Source organism: Pseudomonas sp. SDO524_S393, from assembly GCF_054071875.1.
This window is the reverse complement of record NZ_JBSVVZ010000099.1, coordinates 1-16,785: the sequence shown is the minus strand read 5'-3', so window position 1 is coordinate 16,785 and position 16,785 is coordinate 1. Positions and strand designations below refer to the sequence as shown.

The following is a 16,785-nucleotide window of genomic DNA, read 5'->3' as shown; positions in this document are numbered from 1 at the left end:
GCAGTGGCTGACAGGCCGCTTTCGCGAGCAAGCCCGCTCCCACATGGGCAGGCGGTGCTGCATGAATTTGTGTTGGTTTTGCCAACATGAAGTTTTATTTAGGAAGCGTTCAGGCATTTCTTGGCAAAATGCCCCCACTTCTAGTGTGAATCGCTCACCAGGTAATCCCTATGACCCGCATTTTGACCATCGAGGATGACGCCGTAACGGCCCGCGAGATCGTCGCCGAGCTGAGCAGCCATGGACTGGATGTAGATTGGGTGGACAATGGCCGCGAAGGCCTGGTCCGTGCCGTGAGTGGTGATTACGATCTGATCACCCTCGACCGCATGCTGCCTGAACTCGATGGCCTGGCCATCGTCACCACCTTGCGCACCATCGGCGTGTCGACGCCGATTCTGATGATCAGCGCGCTTTCCGATGTGGACGAGCGGGTGCGCGGCCTGCGCGCCGGGGGTGACGACTACCTGACCAAGCCGTTCGCTTCCGATGAAATGGCCGCCCGCGTCGAAGTGCTGCTGCGGCGCAAAAGCACGGTCAAGGAATTCGAAACCGCCCTGCGCGTGGCCGACCTGGAACTGAACCTGATCAGCCGCGAAGCCAGCCGCGCCGAGCAGCCACTGAGCTTGCTGCCCACCGAATACAAGCTGCTGGAATTCCTGATGCGCAACACCGGGCAAATCCTCTCGCGGATGATGATTTTCGAGGAAGTCTGGGGTTATCACTTCGACCCGGGCACCAACCTGATCGACGTGCACATCGGTCGCCTGCGCAAGAAAATCGATCCACCGGGCCTCACGCCGCTGATCCGCACGGTACGAGGCTCCGGCTATGTCATTGCTGAACCCCTCTAAGGGCTGGCGTTCTTCCAGCAGCCGTTTGCTGGCACTGTACAGTTCGCTGTTCGTGGCGTGGAGCTGCATCCTCATGGGGGTGCTGTATTACGAGGTGTCGGGTTACCTGGGTGACTTGTCGCGCCACTCATTGATGCAGCGCCAGCATCTGTTCCAGCGCTTCGACGGCGAAGAACTGGTGGAAGCCCTGACCACCAGCATGACCTTCGACATGAAAGGCGTGGACGCCTACGGCCTGTTCGATGAGCAATTCCAGCCGTTGAGCGGGCCGATCCGCACGGTGCCGCCGGACCTGCCCCTGGACGGCAAGATCCATGCGCTGGCCAACTGCGTGGAGTCCAACGACCCCAAACTGCCCAAGGACAGCTGCGACGCCGTGGCCACCCACACCGAGGACGGTCGCTGGCTGGTGCTGGTGCGCGCCAACGGTTCGCTGTTCGGCGTGACCCGGATCATCTGGCATGCCCTGTTGTGGGCACTGTCGCTGACCATCATTCCCGGCGCCGCCGGCTGGCACCTGCTGCGCCGACGCCCGTTGCGGCGGATTCGCAGTATCCAGGCCAGTGCCGAAGCCATCGTCGCCGGCGACCTTACGCACCGCTTGCCGCTGTCCAATCGGCGTGACGAGCTGGACATGCTCGCGGCCATCGTCAACGCCATGCTCGACCGTATCGAGAAGCTGATGAATGAGGTCAAGGGTGTGTGCGACAACATCGCCCACGACCTGCGCACCCCGCTGACGCGCCTGCGCGCGCAGTTGTACCGGATCAAGCAACAGGCCGAGGAAGACTCGGCCCACGCGGTGAAACTGGACGACGCCATCGCCGAAACCGACACCCTGATGGCGCGTTTTCGCGGGCTGTTGCGCATTTCGGAACTGGAAGACCACCAGCGTCGCTCGGGTTTCCTGGTGATGGACCCGTTGCCGCTGCTGCGCGAACTGCACGACTTCTACCTGCCCCTGGCCGAGGAAGGTGAAATGCAGCTGGTGCTCGAAGTGCCGGAGTCTCTGCCATGGATCACCGGTGACCGCGCGCTGCTGTTCGAAGCCTTGGCCAACCTGCTGAGCAACTCGATCAAGTTCACCCCGCCGGGGGGCATCGTGATCTTGCGCGGGCTCAATGACGCCGGCAGTACACGCATCGAAGTGCACGACTCCGGGCCGGGCATACCGGCGGCGGAACGGCATGCGGTGTTCCAGCGTTTCTATCGCGTGGATGAAAACGACCAGCAAGGCGGGTTCGGCTTGGGCCTGTCGATCGTGGCCGCGATCATCAACCTGCATGGGTTCAAGCTGGAGGTGGGCAGCAGCGAGCGCGGCGGCGCGCGGTTGGTACTGGAATGCCGTCAGCAACTGATGCCCGAGTAATCCAGTCACCACAAAACCCTGTGGGAGCGGGCTTGCCCGCGATGGCGGCGTGTCAGTCAACTAGAGCTGGCTGACCGCCATCGCAGGCAAGCCAGCTCCCACATTGGATGTGCTGTGTGTCAAGTCAGGCCGGGAAATTGGCCCGCAACGCCTCAACCCCACCTTTGTAGACACCGGCAAACAGCTCTTCCACGGCCGCATCCGTCACACCGTCCACCGGCGTGAACACCCCCGACCAAGTCACTTTCGCCGACGCATCGGTCAGCGCTTCAACCTGCAACGTCGCCAGATAGGCGCTCACCGGAAACGGTGATTCTTCAATGGTGTAGCTGTAGGTGCGCGCCACGTTATCAAAGGTCTGCAAACGCTCCACGATCTCACCACCGTCGGCGGTCGTCAGGTGACGCAGGCGGCCGCCTTCGCTCGGTTCGCTCTTGGCGATCAACGGCAGCCACTTGGGCAAGTCGTTGAAGCCACCGACCAATGCCCAGACTTTGTCAGCGGATACCGGAATTTCAATTACTGCGGATGCTGTTGGCACGTTAAATCTCCAAAAGTCGTAGGAAAACGTCGCCCAGCCTGCCACGCCCGGCGCTTCAATGCATCAACTCCCGCAACCGATACCACAACATCCCCAATGCCAGCAGCGGCGAGCGCAAGGCCTTGCCGCCGGGAAACGTCATATGTGGCACCTGGCTGAAAACATCCAGGCCGTGGCTATGCCCGGCATCAATCGCCTCGGCCAGCAGGCGCGCGCACCAGTGGGTCACGTTCAAGCCGTGGCCCGAGTAACCCTGGGCGTAGAACACGTTGGGATACTGCTGCAATCGCCCCACCTGGGGAAAGCGGTTGGCGGTGATGCCGATCTTCCCGCCCCACTGGAACTCGATGGCGGTATGGGCCAGTTGCGGGAATACCTTGAGCATTTTCGGTCGCATGTAGGCGGCGATGTCCGCCGGATCGCGGCCGGAGTAATGGCACGCACCGCCGAACAGCAGGCGCCGGTCCGCTGACAGTCGGTAATAATCCAGGCCGACTTTCTGGTCGCACAACGCCAGGTTCTGCGGGATCAATTGCTGGGCCATGGCCGGCGACAACGGCTCGGTGGCGATGATGTAACTGCCCGCCGGCAGTACCTTGCCGCTCAGGCGCGGTTCCAGTTCTTCGAGGTGCGCGTTGCACGCCAGCACCAGGCTGGCGGCGCGCACGGTGCCGCCGGCGCAGCGCACCTGCACCGTGTCGCCGTGGAGCAGTTCCAGCACTTCGCTGCGCTCGAAGATCCGCACGCCCAGAGCTTCAGCCACCTGCGCCTCACCCAGCACCAGGTTCAGCGGGTGCAGATGCCCGGAGCCCATGTCCACCAGGCCACCGGCATACACCGTCGAACCGACGACCTGCGCTAACGCCTGCGGGCCGACCAGGCGGGTTTCATGGGCATAGCCCAGTTCCGCCAGGTGCGCCTGCTCGCCCTTGAACGCCGCAAATTGCGCGGGCGTATTGGCCAGTTCGCAATAGCCCCAGCGCAGGTCACAGTCGATGGCGTGCTCACGAATACGCTCGCCCACCAGGGCCACCGACTCGATCCCGGCCTGCTCCAGGTAACGCACGCCCTCCTTGCCCACATACCTGGCAAACCCCGACACCTCATGGCCGATGCCACGAATCAATTGCCCGCCATTGCGCCCGCTGGCGCCCCAGCCGATGCGCCGGGCCTCCAGCAGGACCACCGAGAGCCCGCGCTGGGCCAATTCGATAGCGGTGTTGACGCCGGTGAAACCGCCGCCGATCACACACACATCGGCGCTCAGGTCAGCGTCCAGTGACGGACGCTCCGGCATCGCGTTGGCCGTGGCCCGGTAGTAGGACCGGGCGTGGTCGCTGGACTGCATCATTTATTGGTCTTCACTTTGCTCCACGCGCGGGTCATCAGGCGCATGGTCGCCGGGGTGGGCGTGGTGGAAATGTAGAGTTTGTCGAGTACGGCCTGTGGTGGATACACCTCGGGGTTGTTCACCAGTTCCGGGTCCATGAACGCCTTGGCCGCCGGGTTCGCGTTGGCATAGCCCACCGAGGCGCTGACCTTGGCGATCACTTCGGGGTCGAGCAGGTAGTTGATGAACGCATGGGCTTCTTTCGGGTTGCCCGCATCGGCGGGAATCGCCAGCAGGTCGAACCACAGGTTGGAGCCTTCCTTGGGAATCGAATAGGCGATGTTCACGCCGTTCTTGGCTTCCTTGGCGCGGTTGGCGGCCTGGAACACGTCGCCGGAATAACCGAAGGCCACGCAGATATCGCCGTTGGCCAGGTCCGAGATGTACTTGGAAGAGTGGAAGTAAGTGATGTAGGGCCGCAGCGTCAACAGCTTGGCCTCGGCTTGCTTATAGTCCTCGGCATTCTCGCTGCGCGGGTCTTTGCCCAGGTAGTTGAGGATCGCCGGGAACAGCTCATCCGCCGAATCGAGGAAGGCCACGCCGCATTGGTTGAGCTTCTTGATGTTCTCCGGCTCGAACAACACCGCCCACGAGTCGATATGGTCGATGCCCAGCACCTGCTTGACCTTGTCGACGTTGTAGCCGATGCCATTGGTGCCCCACAGGTACGGCACCGAGTGTGCGTTGCCCGGGTCGTTTTTCTCCAGCAGCGCCAGCAGCTTGGGGTCGAGGTTCTTGAAGTTGGGCAACTGCGCACGGTCGAGCTTGAGGAACGCCCCGGCCTTCACCTGGCGCGCCAGAAAGTGGTTGGACGGCACCACCACGTCATACCCGGTGCGCCCCGCGAGCAACTTGCCCTCCAGGGTTTCGTTGGAGTCGAACACGTCATAGATCGGCTTGATCCCGGTCTTGGCCTGGAAGTCGGCCAGGGTGGTCTCGCCGATATAGTCGGTCCAGTTGTAGATGCTCACAGTCTGTGCCGCTTCGCTGGTGCTGCTGAGTGCGGCCACCAGGGCCAGCGGGAGAAGCTTTTTCACGAGACGCATATCGACACCCCTTTTTTTGGTTTTTTAGACGCTCAACAGCAGGAACTCACGCTCCCAGGAACTGATCACTCGCTTGAAATTCTCGTGTTCGGCGCGTTTCACCGCGACGTAGCCGCGCACGAACTTGTCGCCCAGGTAGCGCTTGACCGTGTCGCAATCCTCCATGCGCGCCAACGCATCTTCGAGGGTGAACGGCAGGCGCAGGTTGCGACGCTCGTAGGCGCGGCCTTCTACCGGGGCACTGGGCTCGATCTGCTCGACCATGCCCAGGTAGCCACACAGCAGACTCGCCGCAATGGCCAGGTACGGGTTGGCGTCGGCACCCGGCAGGCGGTTTTCCACGCGCATCGCATCAGGGCTGGAAGTGGGCACGCGCAGGCCGACGGTGCGGTTTTCTTCGCCCCACTCGACGTTGACTGGCGCCGAGGTGTCCGGCAAAAACCGGCGGAACGAGTTCACATTGGGCGCAAACATCGGCAGCAGCTTGGGGATGTACTTCTGCAAGCCGCCGATATGGTGCAGGAACAGCGGGCTCTTGTTGCCGTCGGCATCGACGAACACGGGTTTGCCGGTGGCGATCTCCACCACGCTCTGGTGCAGGTGCATGGCGCTGCCCGGCTCGTCGGCCACCGGCTTGGCCATGAAGGTGGCGGCTACGTTGTGCTTGAGCGCGGCCTCGCGCAGGGTGCGCTTGAACACGGTGATCTGGTCGGCCAGGTCGAGGGCATCGCCGTGGCGGAAGTTGATTTCCATCTGCGCCGGGCCGTCTTCGTGGATCAGCGTGTCGAGGTCCAGGCCCTGGGCTTCGCACCAGTCATAGACGTCTTCGAACAACGGGTCGAATTCGTTGGCCGCATCGATGGAGAACGACTGGCGCCCGGTTTCGGCACGGCCGGAGCGGCCAATCGGGGTTTTCAGCGGCAGGTCCGGGTCTTCGCAGCGCTGGGTCAGGTAGAACTCCATTTCCGGCGCGACAATCGGCTGCCAGCCTTGGTCGGTGTACAGCTGCAAGACCTTTTTCAGCACATTGCGCGGCGACAGCTCGATGGGGTTGCCCTGCTTGTCGAAGGTGTCGTGGATCACGATGGCGGTGGGCTCGATGGCCCAGGGCACCACGTAGGTCGCGTGGGACACCGGACGGCAGACCATGTCGATGTCGGCCGGGTCCAGCAGGTCGTAGTAAATGTCGTCGTCGACAAAGTCCCCGGTTACCGTTTGCAGCAACACACTTTCCGGCAGGCGCATGCCTCGCTCATGCAGGAACTTGTTGGTGGGCGCAATCTTGCCGCGGGCGATACCCGTCAAATCACTGATCACGCATTCGACTTCGGTAATCTTGTGTTCTTTCAGCCAGGCGGACAGCTGATCGAAGGGGGCGCTCATAGGGACCTCGTCATGGGTTGGATGCTGCGCCGGCTTGTACTGCCGGGGCATTGAGGTCTATCTTGGGCCAGCCTTCACAGGGCATCTATCCACTTTGCACCGACCACAACGCACCAATAGAGTGCGTACGGATCACCCATGACACAGGCAACAGCTTTGCGCGTACAGGCCTTCGCCACTGGTGATGTGGCCGCTCAATGCAGTGCGACCCCCGGTTGGGTACAGCAATACCAGCAAATGTCCCCCGGGCACTTTGCCGGGCGTATCCGCTACCTCGACCTGCAAGGGGTCGAGGTCTACGAAGAAAGCATGAACACCCGCGTCGAACAGCATTTCAATGCACCCGCCGGCTCGCTGGCGTTCTGTTTCGACGACAGCGACCACACGCTGTACCTGCTCAACGGCGAAAGTCGCAACACCTGGATCACCCCGGAAAACTACCGTGAAGTGGCGGTGGTGTTCGGGCCGCAATTCGTGCAGCGCCATGGCCTGGACGTGGCAAAACTCGACGGCCTGTTCATGGCGCCGCTGACCGGCCAGCAGAACGCGCTGTTCATCCGCTGGCTCAGCAGCACCCTCACCCGCCTGCAAACCATCACCGACCCCGTCAGCCGCGACGCCCTCACCCAGCAACTGCTCGACGATTGCCTGTTCATCCTCGACAACGCCTGCGTGTGCCTGGACCGCAGTTCGCTGCAGCGGCGCAGTGAAGAACGCCTGCTGATGGCACGCATCGGCGAATGGGCGGCGGATGTGCCGGACGAAACCGTCAATCTGCTGGAACTGGCCCGAATTGCCGGAGTGCCGCTGCGCCAGTTGCAGCAGGGCTTCAAGACCTACACCGGGATGAGCCCGGCACAATGGCTGCGCCTGCGCCGCTTGAATGGCGCCCGTCGCGAGCTGCTGAGCAACGCCGACACCACCGTGGCCGAGGTGGCGATGAACTGGTCGTTCTGGCACTTGGGGCGGTTTTCCAACAGTTACCGGGCGTTGTTCCAGGAGTTGCCCAGCGAAACCCTCAAGCGCTCCACCTGAACGGCAGTCACTCTGGAGAGTGCACGCCCCCTGTGGGAGCTGGCTTGCCTGCGATGGCGCTCTGTCAGTGACAGGTGGACTGCCCGACCTGCCCCTATCGCAGGCAAGCCAGCTCCCACCTTTGGCCCTGCGCCGCAACAGAACCACTCTCAACAACTTGTAAATCCTCGTCGATCCACCTAGCTTATGCGCCCCCCCGCCCCGCGCTCTAAGGCCCCGCCCCATGGTTTTGCGTTTTCGTCCCGCTGTTCCTTCACGTTTAGCCCTCGGCCTGCTGCTCAGCGGCGGTATCGGCAACAGCCTGGCAGCCGAGCTGGAATTGCCCGCCGTGAAGGTCCAGGGCCAGGACGCGTCCGGCTATCGCACTGACACCGCCTCGGTCGGCGGTTTCAATGAAGCCCCGCTGCTGGATACCCCGGCCTCGATCACCGTGATCAACGACGCCATGCTCAAGGACCAGCAGGCCCGCCTGCTCAGCGAAGTGCTGCGCAACGACGCTTCGGTGGGCGACAGCTACGCGCCGATCGGCTATTACGAAAACTTCGTGGTGCGCGGCTTCTCGCTGAACGCGGCGAGCAGCTACAAGATCAACGGGCGCACCATCACCGGCGAACAGAACGTCGCCCTGGAAAACAAGCAGCAAGTGGAGGTGCTCAAGGGCCTGGCCGGCCTGCAAAGCGGGATTTCCGAACCCAGCGGCGTGATCAACTACGTGACCAAGCGCCCGGAAGACGTGCGCTCGGTGACGGTGTCCACCGATGACCGGGGCAGCGGTTACGTCGCCACCGACGTGGGCGGCTGGTTTGGCAGCGAACAGCAATTCGGCCTGCGCGCCAACGTGGCCCACGAAGACCTCAATGCCTATGTGGAGCACGCCAACGGCCAGCGGGATTTCGTGTCCCTGGCCTTCGACTGGAACATCAGCCCCGACGCCGTGCTGCAATTGGATGCCGAATACCAGAACAAGCAACAGCGCTCGGTGCCAGGCTATCAATTGCTGGGCGGCACCGAAGTGCCCCACGACGCATCCCCGAAAAAACTGCTCGGGCACCAGACCGGTGGCCGCCAGGTGGGCATCGACTCCCTGAACCTCAACGGCAAGTTCGAATACCGTTTCAGTGACCAGTGGAAAGGCAGCGTCAGCGCGGCGCGCAGCAAGGTGGTGATCGATGATTACAGTTCGTTTGCCTATGGCTGCTTCTACGTGACGGATTGCGGTACAGCCACCTTCAGCCCAACCGGCGACTACGACATCTACGACTACCGCAGCCCCGACGACACCCGTCGCGACGATGAAGTGCAGGCCGCCATGACCGGGCTGTTCGACACCGCAGGCCTGAGCCACGAACTGACCTTCGGCACCAGCGCGTTTCGCCGGGTGGTCGATAAGCGCGAATCGGTGAACGAATACATCGGCAGCGGCAATATCCACCAGGACGCACCGAGCTTTACACCCACCGACAAACCGCTGAACGCCCGCCAGCGCAACCTCGACAGCCGCCAGTACGGCCTGTTCGTCACTGACCGCATTCGTTTCAACGAGCAGTGGCAGACTATCCTGGGTGGTCGCGAAGTGCGCCTGGATGAAAAAGCTTACGACGGCATCACGGGCGATCAGACGCGCCACACCCAGCAGTACGTGTTCCTGCCCCAGGCCGCGTTGATCTACAAGCCGGTGGAAACGATCTCGCTGTACACCAGCTACAGCAAAGGCCTGTCTCTCGGCGGCCAGGCGCCATGGACAACCACCAACCGCGGCGAAACGCTGGCCCCTACCCCCTCACGCCAAATCGAAGCCGGGGTGAAATACGACTGGCGCCGCATCAGCTTCGCCGCCGCCGTGTTCCAGACGCGCCAGGCCTACCAGTACGCCAAGCCAGACGGCGCAGGCCTCTTCACCTACGTGCAACAGGGCGAGCAAAAGAACACTGGCCTGGAACTGTCGGCCAATGGCTGGGCCACCGACCGCCTGCAGGTCGCAACCAGCGTGGCCGCGATCCGCGCGCGGGTGACCGGCAGCGGCACGCCGGACGATGAAGGGCACCAGGCAATCAACGTGCCCAAGCTGCGGGCCAGTGTGTATGCCGATTACGCGTTGCCGTGGGTGAACGGGTTGGCCGTGCTGGGCGGTGTGCAATACAGCGCCAGGAAGTACGCCGACCGCACCGGCAATGTGGAAGTGGGCGATTACGCGGTGGTCAATGTGGGCAGCCGCTACACCACCAAAGTGGACGGCTATGAAACGGTGTTCCGCCTGAGCGTCGACAATGTGTTCGACAAGCGCTACTGGCGCGACGTGGGCGAATACCTGGGCGATGACTACCTGTTCCAGGGCGCGCCGCTGACGGCCCGGTTGAGTGCCTCGGTCAACTTCTAAGGCCTCCAGCGAAGAGCCCTGTGGTGAGCAGGCTTGCCTCAGAAGTTACTTGGGCATCTTGCGAAAGCCGATCGCCAGGCGGTTCCAGCTGTTGATGGTGGCGATGGCCAGGCTCAGGTCCACTTGTTCCTTGGGGCTGAACTCGGCGGCCAGGGTGTCGAAGTCTTCGTCCGGGGCATGGGTCTGGCTGATCAGGGTCAGGCTTTCGGCCCAGGCCAGCGCAGCGCGCTCACGCGGGGTGAAGAACGGGGTTTCACGCCAGGCCGACAGCGTCGCCAGACGACGCTCGGTCTCGCCGCCCTTGCGCGCATCGGTGGTGTGCATGTCGAGGCAGAAGGCACAGCCGTTGATCTGCGACACGCGCAGGCGGATCAGTTCCAGCAGCGGCAGCTCGATGGACAGCTTACTGCCGGCGGCCTCAACGGCCATCATGGCTTTCATGGCTTCCGGGGAGGCAACGTAGAAATCGGTACGGGCTTGCATGGCAGTGCTCCAGAACAGTGGGGATTGGTGACTAGGTTAGTCACCGGCCCGTTCGGGAGAAATAGCCAATTCCGGCGAAGAACAGGTAGCCAATCCGCGCCCTTTTCGGGCTCAGCCCGGCAGCGGAATCACCCGCAGCGGCCGCACCGACTTGTAGGAAAAGCTCGAATAGATCTCCTTGACGCAAGGCAGGGTCTGCAACACCTCCCGCGCAAACTCGCCGAAGGACTCAAGGTCCCTGGCCACCACCTCGAGCAGGAAGTCATAGCGCCCCGATACGTTGTGGCACGCCACGATCTCGGGGATTTCCAGCAGGCGCTGTTCAAACGCCCGGGCGATCTCCTGGGTATGGCTTTCCATCATGATGCTGACGAAAGCCGTCACCCCGTAGCCCAGCGCCTTGGGCGACAGAATCGCCTGATACCCGCTGATCACCCCGCTCTCTTCCAGGTTGCGCACCCGCCGCCAGCACGGCGAAGTGGTCAGGGACACGCGCTCGGCCAGTTCGGCCACGGTCAGTCGAGCATTGCCTTGCAGGGCGTTCAGCAGGGCTTTGTCGGTGCGGTCCAGCCGCTCGGGCATGGCTTGCCTCTCTTTATTGTTTTTTGTGGATTTTCATGCCGCCGAGGTGATTTTCGCAGCACATATGGCAACGTTCATCTGCGGTTATGAGCATAGCATTGTAGGAAATAAGGAGCGTCCTACATGAACAATAAACAGCATGCCTTCGGCTTTTCCACCCGCGCCATCCACCACGGCTACGACCCCAAGGACCACCACGGCGCTCTCGTGCCGCCGATCTACCTGTCGGCCACCTTTGCTTTCCCTACCGTCGAATACGGCGCCGCGTGTTTTGCCGGTGAAGCCGCCGGCCACTTCTATACGCGTATTTCCAACCCGACCCTGGCGCTGCTCGAATCCCGCATGGCGACCCTGGAGAACGGCGAGGCCGCCGTGGCGTTCGGTTCCGGCATGGGCGCGATTGCCGCGACGTTCTGGACCCTGCTGCGCCCGGGCGATGAGGTGATCGTCAGCCAGACCCTCTACGGTTGCACCTTCGCCCTGTTGCACCATGGCCTCGGCGAGTTTGGCATCCGCGTACGGCATGTCGACCTCAGCGATCTCGACGCCCTCGACCAGGCCCTCTCCCCCGCCACCCGCCTGGTGTATTTCGAAACCCCGGCCAACCCCAACCTGCAACTGGTGGATATCGCCGCGGTGGCCGAACGGGCCCATCGCCATCCCGGTGTCACCGTGGTGGTCGACAACACCTACTGCACGCCCTACCTGCAACGCCCCCTGGACCTGGGCGCCGATGTGGTGGTGCACTCGGCCACCAAGTACCTGAGCGGCCATGGCGATATCACCGCCGGCATCGCCGTGGCCAGCCAGGCCCTGGCCCAGCGCATTCGCCTGCAAGGGCTCAAGGACCTGACCGGCGCGGTGCTGTCGCCCCAGGATGCGGCCCTGTTGATGCGCGGGCTCAAGACCCTGGCCCTGCGCATGGACCGCCATTGCAGCAATGCCCTGGCCGTGGCGCAGGCCTTGCAGGCGCACCCGGCCGTGGCTCAGGTCATCTACCCGGGGCTGCGTTCTTTCGCGCAGTATGAATTGGCCACGCGGCAGATGCGCCTGCCCGGCGGCATGATCGCCTTCGAACTCAAGGGCGGCATCGACACGGGACGACGCTTCATGAACGCGCTCAAACTGTTCAGCCGCGCCGTCAGCCTGGGGGACGCCGAATCCCTGGCCCAGCACCCGGCGAGCATGACCCATTCCAGCTACACCCCGCAGGAGCGCGCGGCGCACGGCATCAGTGAAGGGTTGGTGCGGCTGTCGGTGGGGTTGGAGGATGTCGCCGACCTGCTGGCCGACGTGCAGCAAGCCCTGGCCAGATGCACCCGGACCGCGCCGCGCCGTGCGCCGAGCACCGCCCACGCATTGAAATAGCGCTCAAGCACGCCCCTCTCCCGCCACGGCGGTCGGACAGGTCCGACCGCCGTTATGTCGTTTTAATCTATTTTTTTAGCAATTGGATCCCCATCCTGCCGCCAGGCTGTACTAGCATACGTGCCGACGGGACGTGTTATCACTGTGGGTTATTCAGCCTGATTATTTATATAGATCCCGTTGTTATAACGTTGAATACCTGCACTCGAAATTCATGGACGAACTGATGAACTCACACCTGTTCCCACATATAGGCAAGGTCATCGCCAGCACTGGCAGTCGCCATTTCCCACGTATGCTGCATGACCTGATCCTCACACAACTGGCAGTGGACGCCACGCACATCACACAGCTGCAAGTGAGTTCCGCGGGCCATACCCGCCGCAAGATCAGCCCGGTCTACACCGATTCGGTAGTGGCCATGGGCGAAGAACAGCCGGCGGCGCAATTGCACCTGACCCGCCGCAAGGACGATGTGCGTTATGTGCTGTCGGTGTATCGCTCGCACCAGTCGCAAAGCTTCTCGCCGCAGGAGCGCAGCATGCTGCAGGACTTCTCCACCATGCTGTTGCCCCTGGTGGAAAAACACATCACCGCCCTGCAGCCCTGCCGCAGCGAAAACGATACGGCAACCCCGCAAAGCCAGGGCCTCGACACCCTGCGCCGGCGCATCGAGGAACGCCTGGTGCAGTCGGGCCTGACCCTGTCCAACCGTGAGCTGGAGGTGTGCGTGGGCCTGCTGGCCGGACGCACCGCGCCGGAGCTGGCCGAGCAGTTGGCGTTGAAGGTCAACACGATTGAAAGCTACCTCAAACGCGCGGCGATCAAGCTGGGGATCAGCGGGCGGCATTCATTGCTGCGCTGGATGTATTCCACCGACGAAACCACCCGTTTTTAAGGCCACGCCACTCTAAAAAATCAATGTGGGAGCGGGCTTGTGTGGGAGCGGGCTTGCTCGCGAATGCGGCGGTTCAGCTGAAATATCTGTGACTGACACACCGCTTTCGCGAGCGAGCCCGCTCCCACATTGATCGCTGCTCCCACATTGACTCTCCAGTGTCCGGAAGCAATCAATCGCGGGCCAGCGCCTCGATCGGATCCAGCCGCGCCGCATTCCGCGCGGGCACGAAGCCGAACACAATGCCGATCATCGTCGAACAGGCAAACGCCGTGATGATCGAGCCCAGGGAAAACACCATCTCCCACTCCTTCACGAACAACGAAAACAGATAACCGATGGCGAATGACAGCGAGATGCCGATCATTCCGCCGATCAGGCACACCATCACCGCCTCCACCAGAAACTGCTGGCGGATATCCGACTGCCGTGCCCCCACCGCCATGCGAATGCCGATTTCACGGGTGCGCTCGGTAACCGACACCAACATGATGTTCATCACCCCGATACCGCCCACCAGCAGCGAAATCACCGCGATCAGCGACAGCAGCAACGCCAGGGAGCGGCTGGTTTTCTGCACCGTCTGCATGATGCTGTCGAGGTTGTTGGTAAAGAAGTCCTTGGTGCCATGGCGTTGCAGCATCAGCTTGTTGACGTTGTCCTCCACCACCTTGCTCGGCTGGCCGTCCTTGATCCGCACGGTGATGCTGTCCAAATGGCGCTGCCCCAGCAGACGCCCCGCCGCCGTCTCGTAAGGCACCCACACGTTCAGCGCCTTGCTGGCGGCAAACATGTTCTTGTTGTCCGCCGTCACCCCGATCACCGTGCACGGCAGGTTGCCCACCAGGATCACCTGGCCCAGCGGGTCGACGTTCGGGCCGAACAGGCGCTGGCGCGCGTTGTGGTCGATCACCACCACCTGGGCCTGACGCCGCGCATCGCTTTCGCTGAAGGTGATTCCGGCCTCCATCTTCAAGCCTTTGACCTTGAAATAACGGTCGCTCACGCCATTCACCTGGGCGTCCAGGTCGATATTGCCAAAGCGCAGCAACAGGTTGCGGCCCACCACCGGGGTGGCGCTGTCGACGTAATACAGCTGGTTCAGCGCGTCCACGTCCGAGGGCATCAGGGTCTCGATGGCCGAGGCGCGGCTGTCGCCAAAACTGGTGCCGGAAAAGATATCGATGGTGTTGCTGCCAATCGCCTGGATGTCCTTGAGCACATAACGCTTGGCCCCTTCGCCGATGGCCGAGATCGACACCACCGACGTGATGCCGATCACAATGCCCAGCATGGTCAGCAAGGTGCGCATGCGGTGGGACACCAGTGCGACCCAGGCCATGTTGAACGCTTCCTTGAACAGCCCCAGGCTGGCCACCAGACGACGGGCGCCGCTGCGCTTGGGCTCGATGGGGGCTTCGCCGGGCAGCTCCAGGCCGACGCTGTCGTTGGCCTTGTCACTGACGATCTCGCCGTCGCACACCTCGACGATACGCTGGGCATTGGCCGCCACCTTGGGGTCGTGGGTGACGATAATCACCGTGTGCCCGGCGGCGTGCAGCTCGGCAAGGATGCGCATGACTTCCTTGCCGCTGTGGGTATCGAGGGCGCCGGTGGGTTCGTCGGCGAGGATCACTTCGCCGCCGTTCATCAAGGCGCGGGCGATACTCACCCGCTGCTGCTGCCCACCGGACAACTGGCTGGGCCGGTGGGTGGTGTGCCCGGCCAGGCCCAGCCGTGCCAGCAATTCCCGCGCCCGCCCATGCCGCGCGCTTTCCGGTGTACCGGCATAGATCGCCGGCATTTCCACGTTGTGCAACGCGCTCAAGTGCGCCAACAAGTGGTAACGCTGGAAGATGAAGCCGAAGTAGTCGCGGCGCAGCTCGGCCAGCTGTTCATCGCCCAGTGACCGGGTTTCGATGCCGTTGATCTTGTAGCTGCCGGCGGTGGCGTAATCCAGGCCGCCGAGAATATTCATCAGGGTCGACTTGCCCGACCCCGACGCCCCGATGATCGCGACCATTTCCCCGGCCTGAATACTCAGGTCGATGCCCTTGAGCGCAATGAACTCGCGCTCGCCGGCCATGAAACTGCGGGTGATGCCCTTGAGTTCCAACAGTGGCTGGCTCATCCGTCAGTTCCCCGCCACAGCGGGCATTGCGTCGCCGATCACCACCTTGTCGCCTTCGACCAAGCCCTCCAGGATCTGCACCTTGACGTTGTTATTGATACCGGTCTTCACCTCGCGGGACACCGCCTTGCCCTTGGCATCCAGGACCCGCACCGGGTAGCTGCCGTCGTTGTTGCGCGCCCCCAATGCCGCCACCGGCACCATCAACGCGGCCTGGGCGGTGTCGAGCACGATGCGCACCTGGGCCGTCATCGCGATACGCAGGCGGTGGTCCGGGTTGGGCACGTCGAACAACGCGTTGTAGAACACCGCCGTGTTCTGCTTGGGCGTACCGGCGGTCTGGGTCTCGAGGAAGTTCTGCGGCGCCGGTTCGGTGCCGCGCAGCTTGGCGTAGTAGCGTTTGTCGGCCTCCCCCAGAATGGTGAAATACACCTGCTGGCCGGGGCTGATGTGAATCACGTCGGCCTCCGACACCTGGGCCTTGACGGTCATGGTGTCCAGGTCCGCCAGCTTGAGCAGCACCGGCGCCAGTTGGTTGGCGATCACGGTCTGGCCTTCCTGGGTGACGATGCCGACCACATCGCCGTCGATGGGCGCGACGATGCGGGTGTAGGCCAGGTTGACCTTGGCGGTGTCGATCTGGATATGCGCGCTCTTGATCTGTGCATCCAGGGACAGCAGATTGGCCTGCTGCACCTGGAAGTTCGATTCCGCGTCCTCGAAGTCCTGGCGCGACACCGACTCATCGATCTGCAAGCCCTTGTAGCGCTCGTACACCGAGCGGGCCTGCTTGAGTTGCGCGGCCGTGGCGCGGCGTTGGGCCTGGAGGTTTTCTTCATCGACCTGGGCTTTGCGCAGGGTGTTCTGCAGGACCAGGGGGTCGATTTCGGCCAGCCATTGGCCTTTCTTGACCTTGTCGCCGACCTTGACCTTGAGGGATTTGAGCTGGCCGGAGACTTGGGCACCGACGTCGACCTGTTTGACGCCTTCGAGCAGGCCGGTGGCCAGGACGGCGTTTTCGATGTCACCGCGCTCGGCGGTGGCGGTGAGGTATTGGGGGGCGTCGGCGGGGGCCTGGACCGCGTAGATGGCCAGTGCTGCGGCGACGGCCAGTACCAGGGCTAATCCTGTTTTGCGTAACGTTGACTTTTGCATAAATGACCGTGAGGTGGTGGCTCGGGGTTTTTAATGGTGTACATAGCCGTTGCTGCGGTAACGGCTACCTATGGTTCCGCTCTTACAGCGGCTCAGATCAAAAGCCAGAGCCAGAGCGGATTGATATCTGCCTGATACAGGAGATCCAAATTGTGGGAGCGGGCTTGCTCGCG

At 62.7% G+C, this 16,785-nt stretch carries 14 protein-coding genes; 6 read left to right on the top strand and 8 right to left on the bottom strand.

The window, feature by feature from the left end; all coding sequences use genetic code 11:
* The first annotated feature begins 170 nt into the window (after window positions 1-170).
* Window positions 171-854 (top strand): response regulator transcription factor, encoded by a 684-nt coding sequence (locus tag ACW9IB_RS27590; protein ID WP_003219726.1) that lies wholly within the window; start codon window positions 171-173, stop codon window positions 852-854.
* Window positions 832-2,223, top strand: coding sequence for a sensor histidine kinase (locus ACW9IB_RS27585; RefSeq protein WP_457368105.1), 1,392 nt, complete (start codon window positions 832-834; stop codon window positions 2,221-2,223). Before ACW9IB_RS27590 ends, ACW9IB_RS27585 begins: the two co-directional genes overlap by 23 nt.
* A 124-nt stretch (window positions 2,224-2,347) precedes the next feature.
* Here the strand turns inward: ACW9IB_RS27585 and ACW9IB_RS27580 are convergent, their stop codons facing one another.
* Genes ACW9IB_RS27580 through ACW9IB_RS27565 form a run of 4 tightly spaced genes read right to left on the bottom strand, consistent with a single transcriptional unit; the run spans window position 2,348 to window position 6,583 of the window.
* Window positions 2,348-2,764, bottom strand: coding sequence for an SRPBCC family protein (locus tag ACW9IB_RS27580; RefSeq protein WP_457416424.1), 417 nt, complete (start codon window positions 2,762-2,764; stop codon window positions 2,348-2,350).
* Window positions 2,765-2,819: 55 nt separating this feature from the next.
* On the bottom strand, window positions 2,820-4,115 hold the full coding sequence (locus ACW9IB_RS27575) for an NAD(P)/FAD-dependent oxidoreductase (protein ID WP_457416421.1): 1,296 nt from the start codon (window positions 4,113-4,115) through the stop codon (window positions 2,820-2,822).
* Window positions 4,112-5,200, bottom strand: coding sequence for a polyamine ABC transporter substrate-binding protein (locus ACW9IB_RS27570; protein ID WP_457416418.1), 1,089 nt, complete (start codon window positions 5,198-5,200; stop codon window positions 4,112-4,114). The genes ACW9IB_RS27575 and ACW9IB_RS27570 overlap by 4 nt, the downstream gene beginning before the upstream one ends.
* A gap of 24 nt (window positions 5,201-5,224) precedes the next feature.
* Window positions 5,225-6,583, bottom strand: coding sequence for a glutamine synthetase family protein (locus tag ACW9IB_RS27565; protein WP_457416415.1), 1,359 nt, complete (start codon window positions 6,581-6,583; stop codon window positions 5,225-5,227).
* Between the two features lie 138 nt (window positions 6,584-6,721).
* On the opposite strand from ACW9IB_RS27565, the gene ACW9IB_RS27560 reads away from it, so the two are divergent.
* Together ACW9IB_RS27560 and ACW9IB_RS27555 are read left to right on the top strand one after the other, a co-directional pair.
* On the top strand, window positions 6,722-7,618 hold the full coding sequence (locus tag ACW9IB_RS27560; protein WP_457416412.1) for a helix-turn-helix domain-containing protein: 897 nt from the start codon (window positions 6,722-6,724) through the stop codon (window positions 7,616-7,618).
* Window positions 7,619-7,841: 223 nt separating this feature from the next.
* Window positions 7,842-9,995 (top strand): TonB-dependent siderophore receptor, encoded by a 2,154-nt coding sequence (locus ACW9IB_RS27555; RefSeq protein ID WP_457416410.1) that lies wholly within the window; start codon window positions 7,842-7,844, stop codon window positions 9,993-9,995.
* 45 nt (window positions 9,996-10,040) lie between these two features.
* Here ACW9IB_RS27555 and ACW9IB_RS27550 read toward each other — a convergent pair whose 3' ends face one another.
* Window positions 10,041-10,478: a carboxymuconolactone decarboxylase family protein gene (locus ACW9IB_RS27550; protein ID WP_457368112.1), complete on the bottom strand. Its 438-nt coding sequence runs from the start codon at window positions 10,476-10,478 to the stop codon at window positions 10,041-10,043.
* Window positions 10,479-10,589: 111 nt separating this feature from the next.
* Window positions 10,590-11,060 carry an Lrp/AsnC family transcriptional regulator gene (locus ACW9IB_RS27545; RefSeq protein ID WP_457416407.1) on the bottom strand — a complete coding sequence of 157 codons (471 nt, stop codon included), beginning with the start codon at window positions 11,058-11,060 and terminating at the stop codon, window positions 10,590-10,592.
* A 123-nt stretch (window positions 11,061-11,183) separates the two neighbouring features.
* Here ACW9IB_RS27545 and ACW9IB_RS27540 point away from each other — a divergent pair, with 123 nt between their 5' ends.
* A complete protein-coding gene (locus tag ACW9IB_RS27540; protein WP_457416404.1) occupies window positions 11,184-12,428 on the top strand; it encodes a methionine gamma-lyase in 1,245 nt (414 codons plus the stop codon).
* Window positions 12,429-12,654: 226 nt separating this feature from the next.
* The gene (locus ACW9IB_RS27535; RefSeq protein ID WP_457416401.1) at window positions 12,655-13,326 is read left to right on the top strand and encodes a helix-turn-helix transcriptional regulator; all 672 of its coding nucleotides are present in this window, start codon (window positions 12,655-12,657) and stop codon (window positions 13,324-13,326) included.
* Between the two features lie 172 nt (window positions 13,327-13,498).
* Here the strand turns inward: ACW9IB_RS27535 and ACW9IB_RS27530 are convergent, their stop codons facing one another.
* A complete protein-coding gene (locus ACW9IB_RS27530) occupies window positions 13,499-15,457 on the bottom strand; it encodes a MacB family efflux pump subunit (RefSeq protein WP_457368116.1) in 1,959 nt (652 codons plus the stop codon).
* A gap of 3 nt (window positions 15,458-15,460) precedes the next feature.
* Window positions 15,461-16,612 carry a macrolide transporter subunit MacA gene (gene macA, locus ACW9IB_RS27525; protein ID WP_457416398.1) on the bottom strand — a complete coding sequence of 384 codons (1,152 nt, stop codon included), beginning with the start codon at window positions 16,610-16,612 and terminating at the stop codon, window positions 15,461-15,463.
* Window positions 16,613-16,785: the final 173 nt, after the last annotated feature.

Excerpts from the sequence above, each read along its gene's own strand:
- ACW9IB_RS27590 (WP_003219726.1), top strand. The coding sequence starts at position 171 with ATGACCCGCATTTTGACCATCGAGGATGACGCCGTAACGGCCCGCGAG.
- ACW9IB_RS27585 (WP_457368105.1), top strand. The coding sequence starts at position 832 with ATGTCATTGCTGAACCCCTCTAAGGGCTGGCGTTCTTCCAGCAGCCGT.
- ACW9IB_RS27575 (WP_457416421.1), bottom strand. The coding sequence starts at position 4,115 with ATGATGCAGTCCAGCGACCACGCCCGGTCCTACTACCGGGCCACGGCC.
- ACW9IB_RS27570 (WP_457416418.1), bottom strand. The coding sequence starts at position 5,200 with ATGCGTCTCGTGAAAAAGCTTCTCCCGCTGGCCCTGGTGGCCGCACTC.
- ACW9IB_RS27565 (WP_457416415.1), bottom strand. The coding sequence starts at position 6,583 with ATGAGCGCCCCCTTCGATCAGCTGTCCGCCTGGCTGAAAGAACACAAG.
- ACW9IB_RS27560 (WP_457416412.1), top strand. The coding sequence starts at position 6,722 with ATGACACAGGCAACAGCTTTGCGCGTACAGGCCTTCGCCACTGGTGAT.
- ACW9IB_RS27555 (WP_457416410.1), top strand. The coding sequence starts at position 7,842 with ATGGTTTTGCGTTTTCGTCCCGCTGTTCCTTCACGTTTAGCCCTCGGC.
- ACW9IB_RS27550 (WP_457368112.1), bottom strand. The coding sequence starts at position 10,478 with ATGCAAGCCCGTACCGATTTCTACGTTGCCTCCCCGGAAGCCATGAAA.
- ACW9IB_RS27545 (WP_457416407.1), bottom strand. The coding sequence starts at position 11,060 with ATGCCCGAGCGGCTGGACCGCACCGACAAAGCCCTGCTGAACGCCCTG.
- ACW9IB_RS27540 (WP_457416404.1), top strand. The coding sequence starts at position 11,184 with ATGAACAATAAACAGCATGCCTTCGGCTTTTCCACCCGCGCCATCCAC.
- ACW9IB_RS27535 (WP_457416401.1), top strand. The coding sequence starts at position 12,655 with ATGAACTCACACCTGTTCCCACATATAGGCAAGGTCATCGCCAGCACT.
- ACW9IB_RS27530 (WP_457368116.1), bottom strand. The coding sequence starts at position 15,457 with ATGAGCCAGCCACTGTTGGAACTCAAGGGCATCACCCGCAGTTTCATG.
- macA (WP_457416398.1), bottom strand. The coding sequence starts at position 16,612 with ATGCAAAAGTCAACGTTACGCAAAACAGGATTAGCCCTGGTACTGGCC.